This window comes from Methylobacterium sp. C1, assembly GCF_001854385.1.
In the GTDB taxonomy this organism is placed as follows: Bacteria; Pseudomonadota; Alphaproteobacteria; order Rhizobiales; family Beijerinckiaceae; genus Methylobacterium; species Methylobacterium radiotolerans.
Genome location: NZ_CP017640.1, coordinates 3,196,258 through 3,212,499, shown reverse-complemented (window position 1 = coordinate 3,212,499; position 16,242 = coordinate 3,196,258). Strand labels below are relative to the sequence as shown.

13 protein-coding genes are annotated in these 16,242 nt (G+C 69.8%); 7 read left to right on the top strand and 6 right to left on the bottom strand.

The window, feature by feature from the left end; genetic code table 11:
* Window positions 1-83: 83 nt before the first annotated feature.
* Both BKE41_RS14965 and BKE41_RS14960 read right to left on the bottom strand, forming a co-directional pair.
* Complete coding sequence (locus tag BKE41_RS14965) at window positions 84-2,108, bottom strand: L,D-transpeptidase family protein (protein ID WP_058606810.1); 2,025 nt, start codon at window positions 2,106-2,108, stop codon at window positions 84-86.
* A gap of 246 nt (window positions 2,109-2,354) precedes the next feature.
* Complete coding sequence (locus BKE41_RS14960) at window positions 2,355-3,839, bottom strand: sigma-54 dependent transcriptional regulator (RefSeq protein ID WP_012319757.1); 1,485 nt, start codon at window positions 3,837-3,839, stop codon at window positions 2,355-2,357.
* A 249-nt stretch (window positions 3,840-4,088) separates the two neighbouring features.
* On the opposite strand from BKE41_RS14960, the gene BKE41_RS14955 reads away from it, so the two are divergent.
* From BKE41_RS14955 to recJ, 7 genes are all read left to right on the top strand, one after another.
* Entirely contained in the window at window positions 4,089-5,960 is a 1,872-nt protein-coding gene (locus tag BKE41_RS14955; RefSeq protein ID WP_012319756.1) for a M3 family oligoendopeptidase, read from the top strand.
* 109 nt (window positions 5,961-6,069) lie between these two features.
* A complete protein-coding gene (locus BKE41_RS14950; RefSeq protein ID WP_070999707.1) occupies window positions 6,070-7,431 on the top strand; it encodes an AarF/ABC1/UbiB kinase family protein in 1,362 nt (453 codons plus the stop codon).
* A gap of 122 nt (window positions 7,432-7,553) precedes the next feature.
* On the top strand, window positions 7,554-7,847 hold the full coding sequence (locus tag BKE41_RS14945; RefSeq protein WP_012319754.1) for an aa3-type cytochrome c oxidase subunit IV: 294 nt from the start codon (window positions 7,554-7,556) through the stop codon (window positions 7,845-7,847).
* Between the two features lie 206 nt (window positions 7,848-8,053).
* Entirely contained in the window at window positions 8,054-9,283 is a 1,230-nt protein-coding gene (locus tag BKE41_RS14940; RefSeq protein WP_070999705.1) for a Re/Si-specific NAD(P)(+) transhydrogenase subunit alpha, read from the top strand.
* Window positions 9,284-9,307: 24 nt separating this feature from the next.
* A complete protein-coding gene (locus tag BKE41_RS14935) occupies window positions 9,308-9,763 on the top strand; it encodes a proton-translocating transhydrogenase family protein (RefSeq protein WP_012319752.1) in 456 nt (151 codons plus the stop codon).
* 4 nt (window positions 9,764-9,767) lie between these two features.
* Window positions 9,768-11,165, top strand: a complete 1,398-nt coding sequence (locus tag BKE41_RS14930; protein WP_012319751.1) for an NAD(P)(+) transhydrogenase (Re/Si-specific) subunit beta — start codon at window positions 9,768-9,770, stop codon at window positions 11,163-11,165.
* Window positions 11,166-11,297: 132 nt separating this feature from the next.
* On the top strand, window positions 11,298-13,115 hold the full coding sequence (gene recJ / locus BKE41_RS14925) for a single-stranded-DNA-specific exonuclease RecJ (RefSeq protein WP_083374488.1): 1,818 nt from the start codon (window positions 11,298-11,300) through the stop codon (window positions 13,113-13,115).
* Between the two features lie 11 nt (window positions 13,116-13,126).
* Here the strand turns inward: recJ and BKE41_RS14920 are convergent, their stop codons facing one another.
* The 4 genes from BKE41_RS14920 to BKE41_RS14910 all read right to left on the bottom strand — a co-directional run bounded on the left by BKE41_RS14920 (window position 13,127) and on the right by BKE41_RS14910 (window position 16,166).
* Window positions 13,127-13,621: a CAP domain-containing protein gene (locus tag BKE41_RS14920; RefSeq protein WP_012319749.1), complete on the bottom strand. Its 495-nt coding sequence runs from the start codon at window positions 13,619-13,621 to the stop codon at window positions 13,127-13,129.
* A gap of 126 nt (window positions 13,622-13,747) precedes the next feature.
* Window positions 13,748-14,716 carry an HD-GYP domain-containing protein gene (locus BKE41_RS14915; protein WP_245295961.1) on the bottom strand — a complete coding sequence of 323 codons (969 nt, stop codon included), beginning with the start codon at window positions 14,714-14,716 and terminating at the stop codon, window positions 13,748-13,750.
* Between the two features lie 213 nt (window positions 14,717-14,929).
* Window positions 14,930-15,079 (bottom strand): hypothetical protein, encoded by a 150-nt coding sequence (locus BKE41_RS31665; protein WP_164891374.1) that lies wholly within the window; start codon window positions 15,077-15,079, stop codon window positions 14,930-14,932.
* Between the two features lie 394 nt (window positions 15,080-15,473).
* The gene (locus tag BKE41_RS14910) at window positions 15,474-16,166 is read right to left on the bottom strand and encodes a GntR family transcriptional regulator (protein WP_012319746.1); all 693 of its coding nucleotides are present in this window, start codon (window positions 16,164-16,166) and stop codon (window positions 15,474-15,476) included.
* Window positions 16,167-16,242 lie beyond the last annotated feature (76 nt).

Sequence of the window (16,242 nt, the reverse complement as noted above, 5' to 3'; positions counted from 1 at the left end):
CGAAACGGCTAAGGCTCGACCGTGGCGAAAACGTGCCCGGCTGTGCGGCCTCGCACGCGAAAGTTGCTGGTGGAGCCGGTGGACTACCACCACCCGCGCGGCGCCGCCTGCTGCGGCGCGGGCGTCCAGAGACCCGGCTCGCCGTATTCCGGCGCGCTGTCGGCCCGGGCGGCGCGGCGCAGGGGGCGGCGCGGCGCGTCCGCCTCCTCGTAGCGTCCGGTCGGCCACGCGTCAGCACCCGCGAGCGGGCGCTCGGGGGCGCGGCGATGGACCGTCCGGGTCGCGGGCGGCTTGGGAGCGCGCTCGGCCTTGCGCCGCGGCGGCTCGTCCGGCAGCCGGGCGATCGCAGGCCCGCCACCGCCCGGCAGCCCGAGGGCCGCGCGCATCGGCGCGTCGTAGCCGTAGAGGTCCGGCAGGGTGCGGTAGGTGCCACCGTCGTCCACGAAGGCGGTGAAGTAGGCGAGGTGGACCGGCAGCTTCTCCGGCAGCCGGATCGTGCGCTCACCCTTGCCGATCAGCTTCTTCAACCGGTCCTCGGACCAGTTCGGCAGCACCACGTCGGCGAGGCGGAACGGATCGTCGACGCGCACGCAGCCGTGGCTGAAATCGCGCTTCGAGGCGGAGAACAGCGAGCGGTTCGGCGTGTCGTGCAGGTAGACCGCGTGCTGGTTCGGGAACATGAACTTGATGAAGCCGAGGGCGTTGCGCTCCCCCGGGGGCTGGCGCAGCGAGATGTGCCCGCCGCGACGGACGACCTCGTAGCCGCCCCAGGTCTTGCCGCCGTAGCCGGCGAGCTTCGGCGCCATCGTCTTCAGGATCGAGGGCGGAACGTACCAGGACGGGTTGACGACCGCGTACTCCATCATCCCGGAGAACAGCGGCGTGCGCGATTCCGGCTTGCCGACGATGACCCGCGCCTCGTCGCGCATGACGCCGCCCCGGTAAGCGCGCAGGCGATATTCCGGCACGTTGACCAAGATGTAATCCGAGCCGAGGTCGCCCGGCAGCCAGCGCCAACGCTCCATGTTGACGATGAGCTCGGCCTCTCCGCCCGTCGGGCGCGCCGTGCGGCCGGCATCGGCGAGGGCCAGGACCGTCTGGACGTTCAGGGTGCCGTTGCCCGGCAGCCCGCGGCCGCGCTGGAACTTCGCCACCGCGTCGGCCACGCCCGAATCGTACTCCTCCGGTTCGCCGGGACCCTTGTCCAGGGTCGCGGCCGGACGGTTCTCGAGGTTGAAATGCGCCCGCAGCAGCGGGACGCGGGCATCGCGCATGCCGACGCGGAGAACCGGCCCGGCCGGGAGGCGCAGCGGCTTGACGGCGGTCGGCGCCGGTCCGCGCAGGGCGGCGAGCCGCGCCTTCAGCGCCAGGTAACCCGGGGTTGCGGGATTGTAGGCCTGCAGCGCCTCGCCGGCCTTCGCGCCGGCCTCGTCGAGCTTCGCCAGGACGTCGTTCCCGGCGGGAAGATCGAGGTGCGGGGTGATCAGCCGCGAGATGGAGGCCAGGTTGATCCGGCCGCCGCGGGCATCCCGGGCATAGAGCACCGCCGCCGCGGACAGGCGCAGGTCGGCGTCGGCGACCGCCTTCTCGTCGGGCTTATCGGCGAGGGTCGGGACCGTGTAGGCGCGAGGTTCGAGACCGTCCTCGGCGGCGGCCGCCAGCCGCGCCGAGACCGCCTTCGCGGCGTCGGTCCAGGCTCCGCCGGAGATCCAGAGCGGCTTGAAGCTGCGGGCCTCGTAGAAGCTCCGGATCGCGTCGCGCTCCTTGCCGGTGAGACGCAGCAGAAGGGGGGCGGGATCCGCGAATCGTGCGAAGACCGCCGCGCCGAGCGGGTCCGTCGGGGCGACCGGAACCGCGGCGGCGGGGGCCGGGGCCGGCTCGGCCGCCGGCGCCTCCGGCTTGTAGTCGGGCAGGGCCGTCGTGGCGGGCGCCCCCGGATCCGCCTGCGCGGGCGCGGCCGGCGCAGGCGAGGCAACGGCCGGGGCTGCGGGGACATCGGCGGTCGGCTGGTCCAGTGCGGCCGTCGCGGCACGGGGGGAGCCGGCCGGGGCCAGCGTGCCGCCGAGGAGGGCGGCCAGCGCGATGAGGCTGGAGCGCGGGACGCGCATCGTAATCTCCCGGGGTGCGGCGGCAGGACCGCACGCTCAGATTGTGATTATCCGCGCAAGCGTGGCTTTCAGCAACCGCAGTTATCGCGAATAGAAGGCTGGTCCTGCAGATGAATGTGTCATTTCTGATACCGCTCAGCTTACGATCCGCTCAATGATCTGCCGGCCAGGTGCAGCAGGGCCGAGAATTTCACTGACCGTTGCCGAAACGAATGCGCGCGGTGCGCTAGCGCACGCCGCGCACGATCAGGCCGCATCCTCGGTTTTAGCGTCGTCCTCCAGGCCCAGATCCTTGAGCTTGCGGTAGAGCGTGGACCGGCCGATGCCGAGGCGGCGCGAGACCTCCGACATCCGCTGCCGGTAGAACTGGAGCGCGAAGCGGATGATCTCCGCTTCGAGGACGTCCATCGGCTTCATCTCGCCGGTCTCCTCGGCGACGAGCGACATGGCGTGCGGATCGCGGACCTCGACGCGGACGATCTCGCGCACCGGCTCGGGGGCGTAGGCCGGCATCTGCGGCTGGACCGGCGCCGCCGGGATCCGGACGTCGAAGCCTTCGACCTGCGCGGCGATCTGCGGGAATTCGGAGACAGTCAGTTCGTCGCCGTCTGCCAGCACCACGGCGCGGAACAGGGCATTCTCCAGCTGCCGGACGTTGCCCGGCCAGGGATAGCGCGTGAGCAGGGCCATCGCCTCCGGGCTGATCGCCCGCACGCGCTTGCCTTCCTCGGCCGAGAACCGCGCGCAGAACGAGCGGACGAGATCCGGGATGTCCTCGCGGCGCGCCCGCAAGGGGGGCAGCGTCATCGGGAAGACGTTGAGGCGGTAATAGAGGTCCTCGCGGAACTTGCCCTGCTTCACGAGGTCGAGCAGCGACCGGTTCGTCGCCGAGACGAGCCGGATGTCCACCCGCACCGAGCGCTTGCCGCCGACGGGATCGACCTCGCCCTCCTGGAGGGCGCGCAGCAGCTTGACCTGCGCGTCGAGGGGCAACTCGCCGATCTCGTCGAGGAACAGCGTCCCGCCCGAGGCCTCGACGAACTTGCCGGCGTGCTTCTCGGTAGCGCCGGTGAACGCCCCCTTCTCGTGGCCGAACAGGGTGGATTCCACCAGGTTCTCCGGGATCGCCCCGCAATTGACCGTCACGAACGGCTTGCCGCGCCGGTCGCCCGAGCCCTGGATCGCCCGGGCCAGGACCTCCTTGCCGACGCCGGACTCGCCCTCGATCAGCACCGGGATGTTCGACTTCGCGGCCCGCTCGGCGAGGCGGATCACCCGCTCCATGTCGGGGCTCTTCGAGGTGAGATCCTTGAAGGTGAGCGCCCCGGAGGCGCGGCGGCGCATGCGGCGCACCTCCTCCTCGAGCGTGTCGACCCGCAGGGCGTTCTTGATCGAGACCTGGAGCCGCTCCGCGCCCGCGGGCTTGACCACGAAATCCACCGCGCCGGCCCGCATCGCGCTGACCACCGTGTCGATGGACCCGTTAGAGGTCTGGACGATGACCGGCGTGGCGAGGCCGCTCTTGCGCATCTCGGCCAGGACACCCAGCCCGTCGAGCCCCGGCATGACGAGGTCGAGGAGCACGACATCCGCCCCCTCGGATCTCAGAAGGCTCAGCGCGTCCGCGCCCGTCTCGGCGATCCGCGCCTCGAAGCCGAAACGGCGCACGGCCGCCTCGGCCAGGCGCCGCTGGACCGGATCGTCATCCACGATGAGCACGGTGGCGGACATAGCGGCTCCCTGAACGGCGCACGAAGGCCGGACACGCGACGCGGGTTCGACCCGCTCGCGGCCTCCGATTCGGCGACTGTTTCGTTTCGAGCCGCAGGGTGACCGACACTCGTAAAGTGCCGCTTAACGACGTTCGCGGCGCGTCGTCACCGATCGCGCGCCGGTCCGACGGACCGCCCGCGTTGAACGCGTGGCGGCACGCTCGATATCAGGGTACGGGGCCGGAGCCCTTGGAGAGGATTGCACACCATGATGCCGAGCCACACCGCCTCGCCGGTGACTGTCCGCCTGCCGGAGGGCGTGAGTGCCGCGCGCGCCGCCGCGAAGGCTGCCGACCTCGGCCATCTTCCGGAATGGGACCTCACGGATCTCTATTCCGGCCTCGATGATCCGAACTTCTCCGGCGACATGACTCGCGCCGAGGAGGAGTGCCGCCGCTTCTCCGAGACCTATGCCGGCCGGATCGCCGAGCTCGCCGCCGGGCCGGACGCGTCCGCGCGTCTGGCCGAGGCGGTGCGGACCTACGAGGGCATCGAGGACCTGCTCGGCAAGCTCATGTCGTTCGCGGGGCTCGTGTATTCCGGCGACACCACCGACGAGGCGCGGGCCAAGTTCTACGGCGACACCCGCGAGCGGCTGACCGGCGCCTCGGCGGATCTCCTCTTCTTCGCCCTGGAGCTGAACCGCGTCGACGACGCCGCGATGAACGCCGCGATGGCCGGAGGGCCGCTCGCGCACTACGCCCCGTGGATCGAGGACCTGCGGCGCGAGAAGCCGCACCAGCTCGATGACCGCACCGAGAAGCTGTTTCTCGAGAAGTCGGTCACGTCGAACGCCGCCTGGGACCGGCTGTTCAACGAGACGATCGCCTCGCTGCGCTTCACCGTGCAGGGCGAGGAGATGCCGCTGGAGCCGACGCTCAACAAGCTTCAGGATCCGGACGGCGCGGTCCGCAAGGAGGCGGCCGGCGCGATCAGCGCGGTGCTGCGCGGCCAGCTGCGGGTCTTCACGCTCATCACCAACACGCTGGCGAAGGACAAAGAGATCAGCGACCGCTGGCGCGGGTTCAAGGACGTGGCCGACGCGCGCCACCTGTCGAATCGGGTCGAGCCCGAGGTGGTGGAAGCACTCGTCGACGCGGTGCGGGCGGCCTATCCCCGGCTGTCCCACCGCTACTACACGCTCAAAGCGAAGTGGTTCGGGCAGGAGGCGCTGCCCTACTGGGACCGCAACGCGCCGCTGCCGCGCGTCGAGCAGCGCACGATCCCGTGGACGGAGGCCCGCGACACGGTGCTGTCCGCCTACGACGCGTTCTCGCCGAAGATGGCGGGGATCGCGCGGCGCTTCTTCGACGAGCGCTGGATCGACGCGCCGACCCGTCCGGGCAAGGCGCCGGGCGCCTTCGCGCATCCGACCGTGCCCTCCGTCCACCCCTACGTGCTGGTCAACTACCAGGGCAAGCCGCGGGACGTGATGACGCTGGCGCACGAGCTCGGGCACGGCGTCCACCAGGTGCTCGCCGGGCCGAACGGCGCCCTGATGGCGCCGACGCCCCTGACCCTCGCCGAGACGGCGAGCGTGTTCGGCGAGATGCTGACCTTCCGTCGGCTCCTCGCCGCGACCACCGACACGACCCAGCGCCGTGCCATGCTCGCCGCCAAGGTCGAGGACATGATCAACACGGTGGTGCGCCAGATCGCGTTCTACTCGTTCGAGCGGAAGGTCCATCTCGCCCGCGCCAAGGGCGAGCTGACCACCGACCAGATCAACGCGCTGTGGCTGTCCGTCCAGGCGGAATCGCTCGGTCCGGCGATCACGCTGGATTCAGGCTACGAGCCGTTCTGGGCCTACATCCCGCATTTCATCCACTCCCCGTTCTACGTCTACGCCTACGCGTTCGGCGACTGCCTGGTGAACTCGCTCTACGGCGTCTACGCCCGGGCGGAGGAGGGCTTCGTGGACCGCTACTTCGCGCTGCTCTCGGCCGGCGGCTCGAAGCCCTACGGCGAGCTGCTCGCGCCCTTCGGCCTCGACGCCAAGGATCCGGGCTTCTGGCAGATCGGTCTCGGGATGATCGAGAGCATGATCGTCGAGCTGGAGAGCATGGAAGGTCGGGCCTGAGCGGGGCGCCGAGGGCTCGGCCGATGCCCGCGGCGCAGGGACCCACGCCCCTGGTTCGCGGCCGGGGGCGGCTTATCTGCGGATCATCGTCAGACGAGCAGATCGAGTGATGGCCGAGACCGACCGCGAAGCCAACCGCTTCTCCGCCCGCGCCGGGCGCTACGCCAGCGTGGGCGCCAATGTCGGCGGTGTCGCCGCCCGGATGGCCATGGCGCGGCTGTTCGGAAAGGAGGGCACCACCAACGCCGCCGCCCTGGCGCAGGCGCTGGGCGGCCTGAAGGGGCCGATCATGAAGGTGGCCCAATTGCTGGCCACCGTCCCGGACCTGCTCCCGCCGGAATATGCCACCGAGCTGCAGAAGCTCCAGGCCGACGCGCCGCCGATGGGCGCGGCCTTCGTCCGACGCCGGATGCAGTCGGAACTCGGCGCCGGCTGGCAGGCGCGATTCGGGAGCTTCGACCTCAAGCCCGCGGCCGCGGCCTCGCTGGGGCAGGTCCACCGCGCGACCACCGAGGACGGCGAGCGGCTCGCCTGCAAGCTGCAATATCCGGACATGCAATCGGCCGTGGAGGCCGACCTCAAGCAGCTGGAGGTCGCGTTCGCGCTGCACCGCCGGATGAACACGTGGCTCGATACGCGCGAGATCGCGAAGGAGATCGGCGCCCGGGTGCGCGAGGAACTCGACTACGAGCGCGAGGCCAAGCACGCGGCGCTCTACGGGGCCGTGCTGAAGGACATCGCCGCGGTGCGCGTGCCGCGCGTCTTCCCTGAGCTCTCGACGAAGCGCCTGCTCACGCTCGGCTGGCTCGACGGAGACAAGATCCTGGGCTTCGCCGACGAGCCCGTCGAAGTGCGTAACCGGATCGCTCAGGCGATGTTCAAGGCGTGGTGGCACCCGTTCAGCCGGGCGGCGGTGATCCACGGCGACCCGCATCTCGGCAATTACACGGTCTTCTCTGACGCCGGAGAGGCCGCCGGGATCAACCTGCTGGATTACGGCTGCGTCCGGATCTTCCATCCGCGATTCGTCGGCGGCGTCGTGGACCTCTATCGCGGCCTGCTGGAGAACGACGACGCCCGCATCGTCCACGCCTACGAGGTCTGGGGTTTCAAGGATCTCAACAAGGAGAAGATCGAGATCCTGAACATCTGGGCCCGCTTCATCTACGGGCCGCTGCTCGAGGACCGCACCCGCACCGTCGCGGACGGGGTGAAGCCAGGGGAGTACGGTCGGCGGCAGGCCTTCCAGGTCCATCAGGCCCTGAAGGAGCGGGGACCGGTGACGGTGCCGCAGGAATTCGTCTTCATGGATCGTGCCGCCGTGGGTCTGGGCGCCGTGTTCCTCCACCTCAGGTCGGAACTCAACTACCACCGGTTGTTCGAAGCCGAGATCGAGCATTTCTCGCTGGACGAACTCACGAAGCGTCAGGGTCGGGTGCTCGCCGAGGCGGACCTGCCGAAACCGGCCTGAGTCGGCGCGAAGATCCACCGAGAGAGCGATCAACTTGCGTGCGTCCGATTGCGGCAGGTAAACGCTTGAGCTACATCCGACCGCGACCGCAAGAAGTCGCGTCTTAGGGAAACGAGCGCACGATGGCCGAGAGTGACACGGTGGCCGGGCACACCTACAGCCCGGCGATGGACGCGAAGACTCACGAGCAGACCTATCGCGGGTTCGTCCGGTTCGTCGAAATCGCCACCGGCGTCGTGATCTGCTGGGTGCTGGCCCTCGCCATCGGCGGGATCCGCGAAGCTTGGCTGCTGGCCATCGTCGGCGTGATCGCTTCGGGAGCCGCGGGCGCGGTGGGCGCTCTCGCACCGGCCGTCGGGTGGAAGGCCCCGCTGGTCGTCGGGATTCTGCTGGTCCTGTACCTGTTCTTCGCCTGAAATGTTCGAGGGCGGTGGCGTTAAGCGCCGCCGCGGATGACGAGCCCGCTCGCGATCGCCGGGCGGGTCGCTGACGCATTGTTGGCAATTAAATTGAGCGCAAGTTACATTCCGGCCGCTTCCAACGCGGTATCGTAGGTCCGCCTCTCGAAAAGCGTCGCCGGTTCGCGCATTCGAAGGCCGAGCTTTTCCAGGGGAACCCTCGCATGCGCATTTCTGTGCTGTCCGAGACGGACTCCGCGGAGCCGCGCGTCGCCGCGGTTCCTGAGACCGTCAAGAAGTTCAAATCTCTCGGTGCTGACGTCGTGGTGCAGTCCGGAGCGGGCCAGAGGGCCGGCATTCTGGATTCCGAGTACGAGGCCGCCGGCGCCGGCATAGCGGGGAGCGCCGCCGATGCCGCCAGGGATGCCGACCTCGTGCTGAAGGTCCGGCGCCCGAGCGCCGAAGAGCTGCCGCAGTTGAAGCGTGGCGCCACCGTGATCGCGATCATGGACCCCTACGGCAACGAGGAAGCCTTGAGGGCGATGGCCGAGGCCGGCGTCGACGGCTTCGCCATGGAGCTGATGCCCCGCATCACCCGCGCGCAGGTGATGGACGTCCTGTCCTCGCAGGCGAATCTCGCCGGTTACCGCGCGGTCGTCGACGGCGCCGCCGAGTACGGCCGGGCGATGCCGATGATGATGACCGCCGCCGGCACGGTGCCGGCCGCCCGCGTGTTCGTCATGGGCGTCGGCGTGGCCGGCCTCCAGGCCATCGCGACCGCCCGACGCCTCGGCGCGGTCGTCACCGCCACCGATGTCCGGCCCGCCACCAAGGAGCAGGTCGAATCGCTGGGCGCCAAGTTCGTCGCCGTCGAGGACGACGAGTTCAAGCAGGCCGAGACCGCCGGCGGTTACGCCAAGGAGATGTCGGCCGAGTATCAGAAGAAGCAGGCAGAGCTGGTCAAGGGCCACATTGCCAAGCAGGATATCGTCATCACCACCGCGCTGATCCCCGGCCGGCCGGCGCCGAAGCTGGTCTCCGAGGAGATGGTGGCGTCGATGAAGCCGGGTTCGGTGCTGGTCGACCTCGCGGTGGAGCGCGGCGGCAACGTCGCCGGCGCCAAGGCCGGCGAGGTCGTCACGAACGACCGCGGCGTGAAGATCGTCGGCCACGTCAATGTGCCGGGGCGGCTCGCCGCCACGTCGTCGAGCCTCTACGCCCGCAACCTCTACGCCTTCGTCGAGACCCTGATCGACAAGGAGTCGAAGGCGCTGGCCATCAACTGGGACGACGAGCTGGTGAAGGCCACGAACCTCACCCGCGACGGCGCGGTCGTGCACGCGTCCTTCCAGCCCAAGACCGATGGCGCAGCCTCGGAAGCCGCCTCCGTGGGGCTGGCCAAGTCGGAGGCCAACAAGGCGTCCGGCACGGCCGCCCCGGCGGGCGCGCAGTGAAGCCCGGCCGAGAGGAGTAGCAGAATGGCAAACGTCATCGTCCCTCCCGATCAGGCCGCCGATCAGGCCCGCGTGCTGGCCGACGCCGCGCGCGCGGCGGCCGCGGTGGCGCGCAACGCCGCCGACCAGGCGCAGATCATCGCCGACGGCATGGGCCACGGGCTGAGCGCCGCCACGGGCGGCGCGGTCGATCCCACGGTGTTCCGGCTCGCGATCTTCGTGCTGGCGATCTTCGTCGGATACTACGTGGTCTGGTCGGTGACCCCGGCCCTGCACACCCCGCTCATGTCGGTCACCAACGCGATCTCGTCGGTGATCATCGTGGGCGCGATCCTGGCGGTCGGCGTTCCGCTGATCGAGAAGGGCACCGGGCTGGCCCGGTTCTTCGGCTTCATCGGCATCGTGCTCGCCAGCGTGAACATCTTCGGCGGCTTCCTCGTCACGCAACGCATGCTCGGCATGTACAAGAAGAAGGGCTGAGCCGGTGTCAGAGAACGTCTCCTCCCTTCTCTATATCGTCGCCGGCGTCCTGTTCATCATGGCGCTGCGGGGGCTCTCGCACCCCACAACCTCCCGGCAGGGCAACCTGTACGGCATGGTCGGAATGGGGCTCGCGATCCTGACGACGCTCGTCGGCCACCCGCCGGCGGGTGCCGGCGCCTGGATCCTCGTGCTGCTGGGCCTCGGCATCGGCGGCGGCGCGGGCGCGGTGATCGCCAAGCGCGTGCCGATGACCGCGATGCCGCAGCTCGTAGCGGCGTTCCACTCGCTGGTCGGCCTCGCGGCCGTCTTCGTGGCGGCGGGCGCACTCTACGCGCCGCAGGCCTTCGGCATCATCGAGAACGGCCACTTCCACAAGCAGTCGCTCTTCGAGATGGGTCTCGGCGTCGCCATCGGCGCCATCACCTTCACCGGCTCGGTGATCGCGTTCGCCAAGCTCGACGGTCGCATGTCCGGCAAGCCGATCATGCTGCCCCAGCGCCACCTGATCAACGCGCTGCTGGCCGCCGGCCTCGTGCTGCTGATCGCCCTGTTCATCGGCACCGAGTCGAAGGCGATCTTCTGGCTGATCGTCATCGCCTCGCTCGTGCTGGGCGGGCTCATCATCATCCCGATCGGCGGCGCCGACATGCCGGTGGTCGTGTCGATGCTCAACTCCTACTCGGGCTGGGCGGCGGCGGGCATCGGCTTCACCCTGGGCAACCTCGCGCTGATCATCACCGGCTCGCTGGTCGGATCCTCGGGCGCGATCCTGTCGTACATCATGTGCCACGCGATGAACCGGTCGTTCATCTCGGTCATCCTCGGCGGCTTCGGCGGCGACACGGCCGCGGCCGGCACCGGTCAGGTCGAGACCCGGCCCGTGAAGCAGGGTTCGGCCGACGACGCGGCCTACATCATGAAGAACGCCGAGCGGGTCATCATCGTCCCGGGCTACGGCATGGCGGTCGCCCAGGCGCAGCATTCGCTGCGCGAGATGGCCGACATGCTGAAGAAGGAGGGCGTCGACGTGAAGTACGCCATCCATCCGGTGGCGGGCCGCATGCCGGGCCACATGAACGTGCTGCTGGCCGAGGCCAACGTGCCCTACGACGAGGTGTTCGAGCTGGAGGACATCAACGGCGAGTTCCCGCAGGCGGACGTCGCCTTCGTGATCGGCGCCAACGACGTGACGAACCCGGCTGCCAAGACCGACAAGGCCTCGCCGATCTACGGCATGCCGATCCTGGACGTGGAGAAGGCCAAGACCGTGCTGTTCATCAAGCGCGGCATGGGCTCCGGCTACGCGGGCGTCGAGAACGAGGTGTTCTTCCGCGACAACACCATGATGCTGTTCGGCGACGCCAAGAAGGTCGTCGACAACATCCTGAAGTCGCTCTGAGACTCAGGTCTCCGGCAGATCCGACGGGCGGGCAGCGATGCCCGCCCTTTTTCGTTGTGCCGGATCGCGTTCGCCGTCGCTGTTGCGGCGAGGCGCAAGATTCCCCGCGCGGCCCGGTGTAGGGTGGCGCCCGTGTCGTCCGCTCCGCTCCTCGCCGAACCGCCGCCCTTCCTGGGTGTCGCCGCCTCCGTGACCGGTCGGCGCTGGCAGGAGCGCTGCGGCGGCGCGGCCGTCCAGAATCAGATCGCCAAGATGGTCCAGGCCCACGGCCTCCCGGAGTTGCTGGCCCGGGTCCTGGCGGGACGGGGCATCGTCCCGGAAGCGGCGCCCCGTCACCTCGCGCCGCGGCTGCGGGACCTGATGCCGGATCCGCACACGCTGCTCGATATGGAGGCGGCCGTCCGCCGCCTCGTCCGCGCCGTGAAGCGCGGGGAGACGGTGGCGGTGTTCGGCGACTACGATGTCGACGGCGCCGCGAGCGCGGCGCTCCTCGCCGGCTATCTCCGCAACCTGGGACTGCGCGCGCCGATCCACATCCCCGACCGGATCACCGAGGGCTACGGCCCCAACGTCGCGGCGATCACCGCGCTGGCGGCGGAGGGCGCGACACTCCTCGTCTGCGTCGATTGCGGGACGAGCGGCCACGCGCCGCTGGAGGAGGCCGAGAAATCCGGTCTCGACGTCATCGTCCTCGACCACCACGCGGCTTCCGAGATCCTCCCCCCCGCCCGCGCCGTGGTCAATCCGAATCGCCTCGACGACCTGTCGGGCCTCGGCCATCTCTGCGCCGCCGGCATCGTCTTCCTGACCCTGGTGGCGCTGAACCGCGCCCTGCGGCAGGAGGGCTTCTTCGGCAGCCATCGTCCCGAACCGCAGCTCACCGATGCCCTCGACCTCGTGGCGCTGGCGACCGTGGCCGACGTCGTGCCTCTCACGGGCCTCAACCGGGCCTTCGTGACCCAGGGGCTCACGGTCATGCGCCATCGCGGCCGCACCGGGCTCGCGGCGCTGCTGGACGCGGCCTCGCTCGGCGAGCCTCCGGAAGCGTGGCATCTCGGCTTCGTGCTCGGGCCGCGCATCAATGCCGGCGGGCGCATCGGCGACTCGGCCCTGGGCGCCCGCCTGCTGACCACGGCGGACCCGGGCGAGGCGGCCCGGATCGCCGCCGACCTCGATCGCCTCAACCGCGAGCGTCAGGCGATCGAGGCGCAGGCCGTCCTGGAGGCCGAGGCCGAGATGGACCGGGCCCTGACGCTCGATCCGGCCCGTACCGTGCTGGTGACTGCCAGCGCCGAGTGGCACCCCGGCATCGTCGGCCTCATCGCCTCCCGGCTGAAGGAGCGCTTCAACCGGCCGGCCTTCGCGTTCGCGATCCGTCCGGACGGGACCGCCACGGGCTCGGGGCGCTCGATCCCGGGCGCGGATCTGGGGCTCGCGGTCCGCGCCTGCGTGGAGGCCCGGCTCGCCAGCAAGGGCGGCGGCCATGCCATGGCGGCCGGCGTGACCGTGCGGGCCGACGACATCCCCCGCTTCGAGGCGCATCTGGCGATGCTGCTCGGGGCGAGCGTCGCGGTGGCCCGGACCGCCGATGCCCTGCTGATCGACGGCGGCCTCAGCGCCGGCGGCGCCACTGCGGAGACGGTCCGGCTGCTGCAGCGGGCCGGCCCGTTCGGCCAGGGTGCGCCCGAGCCGATCTTCGCGCTGGGCCGGCACCGCCTCGTCGACGCCGGTCTGGTCGGCTCCAGCCATGTCAGGGCCCGGCTGCGCAGCCGCGACGGGCAGGTGGTGGGAGCGATCTGTTTCCGCGCCGCCGAACGACCGCTCGGCCTGGCCTTGCTGAACGGGATCGGCCGGGAGATGCACGTGGCCGGGACCCTGTCCTGCGACCGCTGGCGCGGCGCCGAGCGCGCCCAGCTCCGGATCGTCGATCTGGCGCCGTCCGAATCCTGAGACGTCCGGCGTCAGCCGCCGGCCATCACGAGCGCCCAGAAGCGCTTGTACCGGGTGGTCGGGGCATCGACCCGGGCGATCCCGATCCTGCGGATCTGCGGCAGCAGCATGTTCCTGTTGTGCTCGGGACTCGCCTTCCAGCGGGCGAGCACCTGCTCCAGGGTCTCGGACCCGGCGCTGAGATTCTCGGCCGCCCAGGATCTCGCGAGACCGGCCGACGCCATGCGCGAGGTGAAGCTGCCGCCGACATCGTGGCTGAGCTGGCCGTGGCGGGCGTTGTTGCCGGCCTGGAAGGCCGCCGCCTTCACGAGAGCCGAGTCGACCACGACCGGGCTCAGGCCGTGCTGGACCCGGTAGGCCGAGATCGCCGCGGCGGCCGCGACCTCGTCGAGCACGGCGGTGTGCGTCGCGTTCTCGACGGGAGTCTCGGGCAGGACCGAGAGACCGCCGCACCCGGCGAGGGCCAGCGGGAGGGCGACAGCGAGGGCGAGACTGAGCTTGGGCACGGTCCGGTCGGCAAATCGTGTGACGGGATCGCCTCCCTCCGGCGCGGTTGCGGCGAAAGCGCGGCGCGCGGCGCGCCCGGACCATCCCGCCGAACAGCGTGGCGCCGGCGCCACGCCGGGCCCGGATCAGGCCGCCAGGGCGCTGCCCTTGAGCATGGAGGGCGCGAAGGCGCGCAGGAGATCCGGATCCAGGTGCCCGGTGTTGTCGGCCATGATCGACAGCGCCTCCGCGGGAGTGGCAGGCTGCCGATAGGTGCGCCGCTCGGTCAGGGCGGAGAACACGTCGCAGATCGTCACGATCCGCACGAGGTCCGAGATCGCCGCACCGGACAGCCGATCGGGATAGCCCTTCCCGTCAAGACGCTCGTGGTGGTGAAGGACCACGTCGATCACCGCCTCCTCGAAATCGCCGTGCACGCGAAGCAGATCGGCGCCGATATCGGGATGGCGCTGCATGAGGCGCGATTCCTCGGGATTGAGCGGTCCCGGCTTGTTGAGGATCTCCGCGGGGATGCGCGCCTTGCCGATGTCGTGCAGCAGCGCCGAGCGCACCAGCAACGCGAGGTCGGTCTGACCGAGGCCGATCTGCGAGCCGAAGGTGGCGGCGTGGCCGGCGACGCCGAGGGTGTGCTGGTAAACGCCGATCTCGTGGCGCCACACCGCGGTGAGCCACTCGGCGATCCCGACCTCCGAGACGGCCGCGAGGACCAGCTCGGTTCCGCGATCCGCGTCGGCGCGCTGCAGACGGGCGCCGAGGGCGGCGCTGTCGAAGATCTCGGCGACGACGGCGGTGGCGCCCGAGACGCGCTCCAGGAGCCGACGCTGCCGCAACTCGGCGGAGCGCGTCGCCTCCTCGATCATGGCGAAGACATTCGCCAATACAAGCTGGCGGGGCGACGCGGCCGGCAGCTGACGGAGGTAGCGAGCGGCCGGCAGGGGTTCGCCGCGCACGAGAACGAGGCGCGGGACCGGCGGTCCGTGATGGGCGAGGGTGGATTGCAGCTCGGCGCTACGGGCCGGCGGCAGGTCCAGGATGACGAGATGTGGCCGCCCCGACGGCAGCGGGACGCCGGGCGGAATCGCACGACAGTCCATCACTAGCGCGATCGCGCGCTCGAGGGCCGATCGTTCGGACGGACGATCCGAGACGATCAGGACGAAAGGCCCGTCCGAGAAACGCGATGCGGGGCCGAGGGCCAACGCGGTAGCTCCTCGCCCGCACGGTCAACGATCGGTTCACCCTACGCGTAAAATTTGAGGAAAGCGTTAACCCTACGCATTCTCAGACGCTGCGGACCGGCCTTGTCCTCAGGCGAGCTTCGCGGACGCGACGTCGGCGGCGGGCTCGACGGTCGCGTGACCACCCTCCGCGGCGGAGAGGAAGTCCGCGAACTTCACGGTCAGCAACGCCTGGCAGGCGGCGAAGGCGACAAAGATGGCGAGGAAGCTGGCGATCATCGGACTATCCGGCGCGGTTTCGAACGGGACATGTTGCGATGCGATACGTGTCATGCCGCGGCGCAACTTGGTATGCCAGATTACGAATACCGTTCATGCCGTGCATGCATGGAGAGCGCGTGCACGCCCGCTCGCGACGGTTTTCCCTCGGCGCCATGCTCTCGATCGGATAGGTGGCGCGCCACGTTTGAGCGCTCCGCGGCCGGATTTTTTGCAGCGCCGCAACGATCGTGCACGATTCGATTTGAGATCCCGTTAGACCGGGTCTCGACTGTGCATCGGAGCCGACAGACGCGACGTCGATGATGCCGCGCAAGTGCGCGCAGGCGTGCTGACGGATGAGCCGCGACGCAATCCCGGTCTCATCGCCGCCGGGCGTGAGCTCGGGCGGCGATCAGTCCAGGTAGTCGCCGTAGGTGTCGACGTGTTGCGCGAGACCGAGACCGTGCTCGCGGACGAGCCTCTCGGCCAGATCTGCATCGCGGGCTTCGAGCGCCGAGATGATGGCGACGTGCTCCCGTATCGAGCGCTCCGCTCGGTCGCCCTGCCGGAGCGCGGTGCTGCGGATGCCGCGGACATGCATCAGCAGATTGCTGGTCAGATCGGCGATCGCCTCGCAGTGACCCAGCGCGATGATGCGCTGGTGGAAGCGGATGTTCGCATCGGAGTACTCGTCGATGTGCTCGGACGGCTGCCCCTCGAAGAATTCAGGGAACGATTCGCGCAACGAGCGCAGTTGCGCGTCGGTGGCGCGCGCGCAGGCGAGACGGGCCGCCATGCTCTCCAGCGCCGTCCACGCGTGGATCATGCTGACGATCTCGCGCTTGTTCTTCTTGATCACGAAGACACCGCGCCGCGCTTCGGAGCGGACGAAGCCCTCCTGCTCAAGAACCGTCAGGGCCTCGCGCACCGGCGTGCGGCTGACACCGAGATCCTGCGACAGCTTCCGCTCGTCGAGACGCACCTCGTCCGGACGCCCGTAGATGTCCATGTTGGTGATGGCCGTTTTGAGCGCCTCGTAGGCCAATGTCCGGAGACTGGAGCTGGCGACGATGGGCTTCACGCTCAGCGGTTCGGAATTCGACATCCCTCGTCCAGTCGGCTCACACGCATGATGTCCCGCACGCATTCTCTGTCGTGCGCTCTCAAACGACCTAACCCAA

What these genes read in the sequence shown, in the direction of transcription:
- BKE41_RS31665 (WP_164891374.1), bottom strand. Translation starts at nt 15,079, where the DNA reads ATGATCGCCAGCTTCCTCGCCATCTTTGTCGCCTTCGCCGCCTGCCAG.
- BKE41_RS14955 (WP_012319756.1), top strand. Translation starts at nt 4,089, where the DNA reads ATGATGCCGAGCCACACCGCCTCGCCGGTGACTGTCCGCCTGCCGGAG.
- BKE41_RS14915 (WP_245295961.1), bottom strand. Translation starts at nt 14,716, where the DNA reads ATGGACTGTCGTGCGATTCCGCCCGGCGTCCCGCTGCCGTCGGGGCGG.
- BKE41_RS14945 (WP_012319754.1), top strand. Translation starts at nt 7,554, where the DNA reads ATGGCCGAGAGTGACACGGTGGCCGGGCACACCTACAGCCCGGCGATG.
- BKE41_RS14935 (WP_012319752.1), top strand. Translation starts at nt 9,308, where the DNA reads ATGGCAAACGTCATCGTCCCTCCCGATCAGGCCGCCGATCAGGCCCGC.
- BKE41_RS14940 (WP_070999705.1), top strand. Translation starts at nt 8,054, where the DNA reads ATGCGCATTTCTGTGCTGTCCGAGACGGACTCCGCGGAGCCGCGCGTC.
- BKE41_RS14950 (WP_070999707.1), top strand. Translation starts at nt 6,070, where the DNA reads ATGGCCGAGACCGACCGCGAAGCCAACCGCTTCTCCGCCCGCGCCGGG.
- BKE41_RS14910 (WP_012319746.1), bottom strand. Translation starts at nt 16,166, where the DNA reads ATGTCGAATTCCGAACCGCTGAGCGTGAAGCCCATCGTCGCCAGCTCC.
- BKE41_RS14960 (WP_012319757.1), bottom strand. Translation starts at nt 3,839, where the DNA reads ATGTCCGCCACCGTGCTCATCGTGGATGACGATCCGGTCCAGCGGCGC.
- BKE41_RS14965 (WP_058606810.1), bottom strand. Translation starts at nt 2,108, where the DNA reads ATGCGCGTCCCGCGCTCCAGCCTCATCGCGCTGGCCGCCCTCCTCGGC.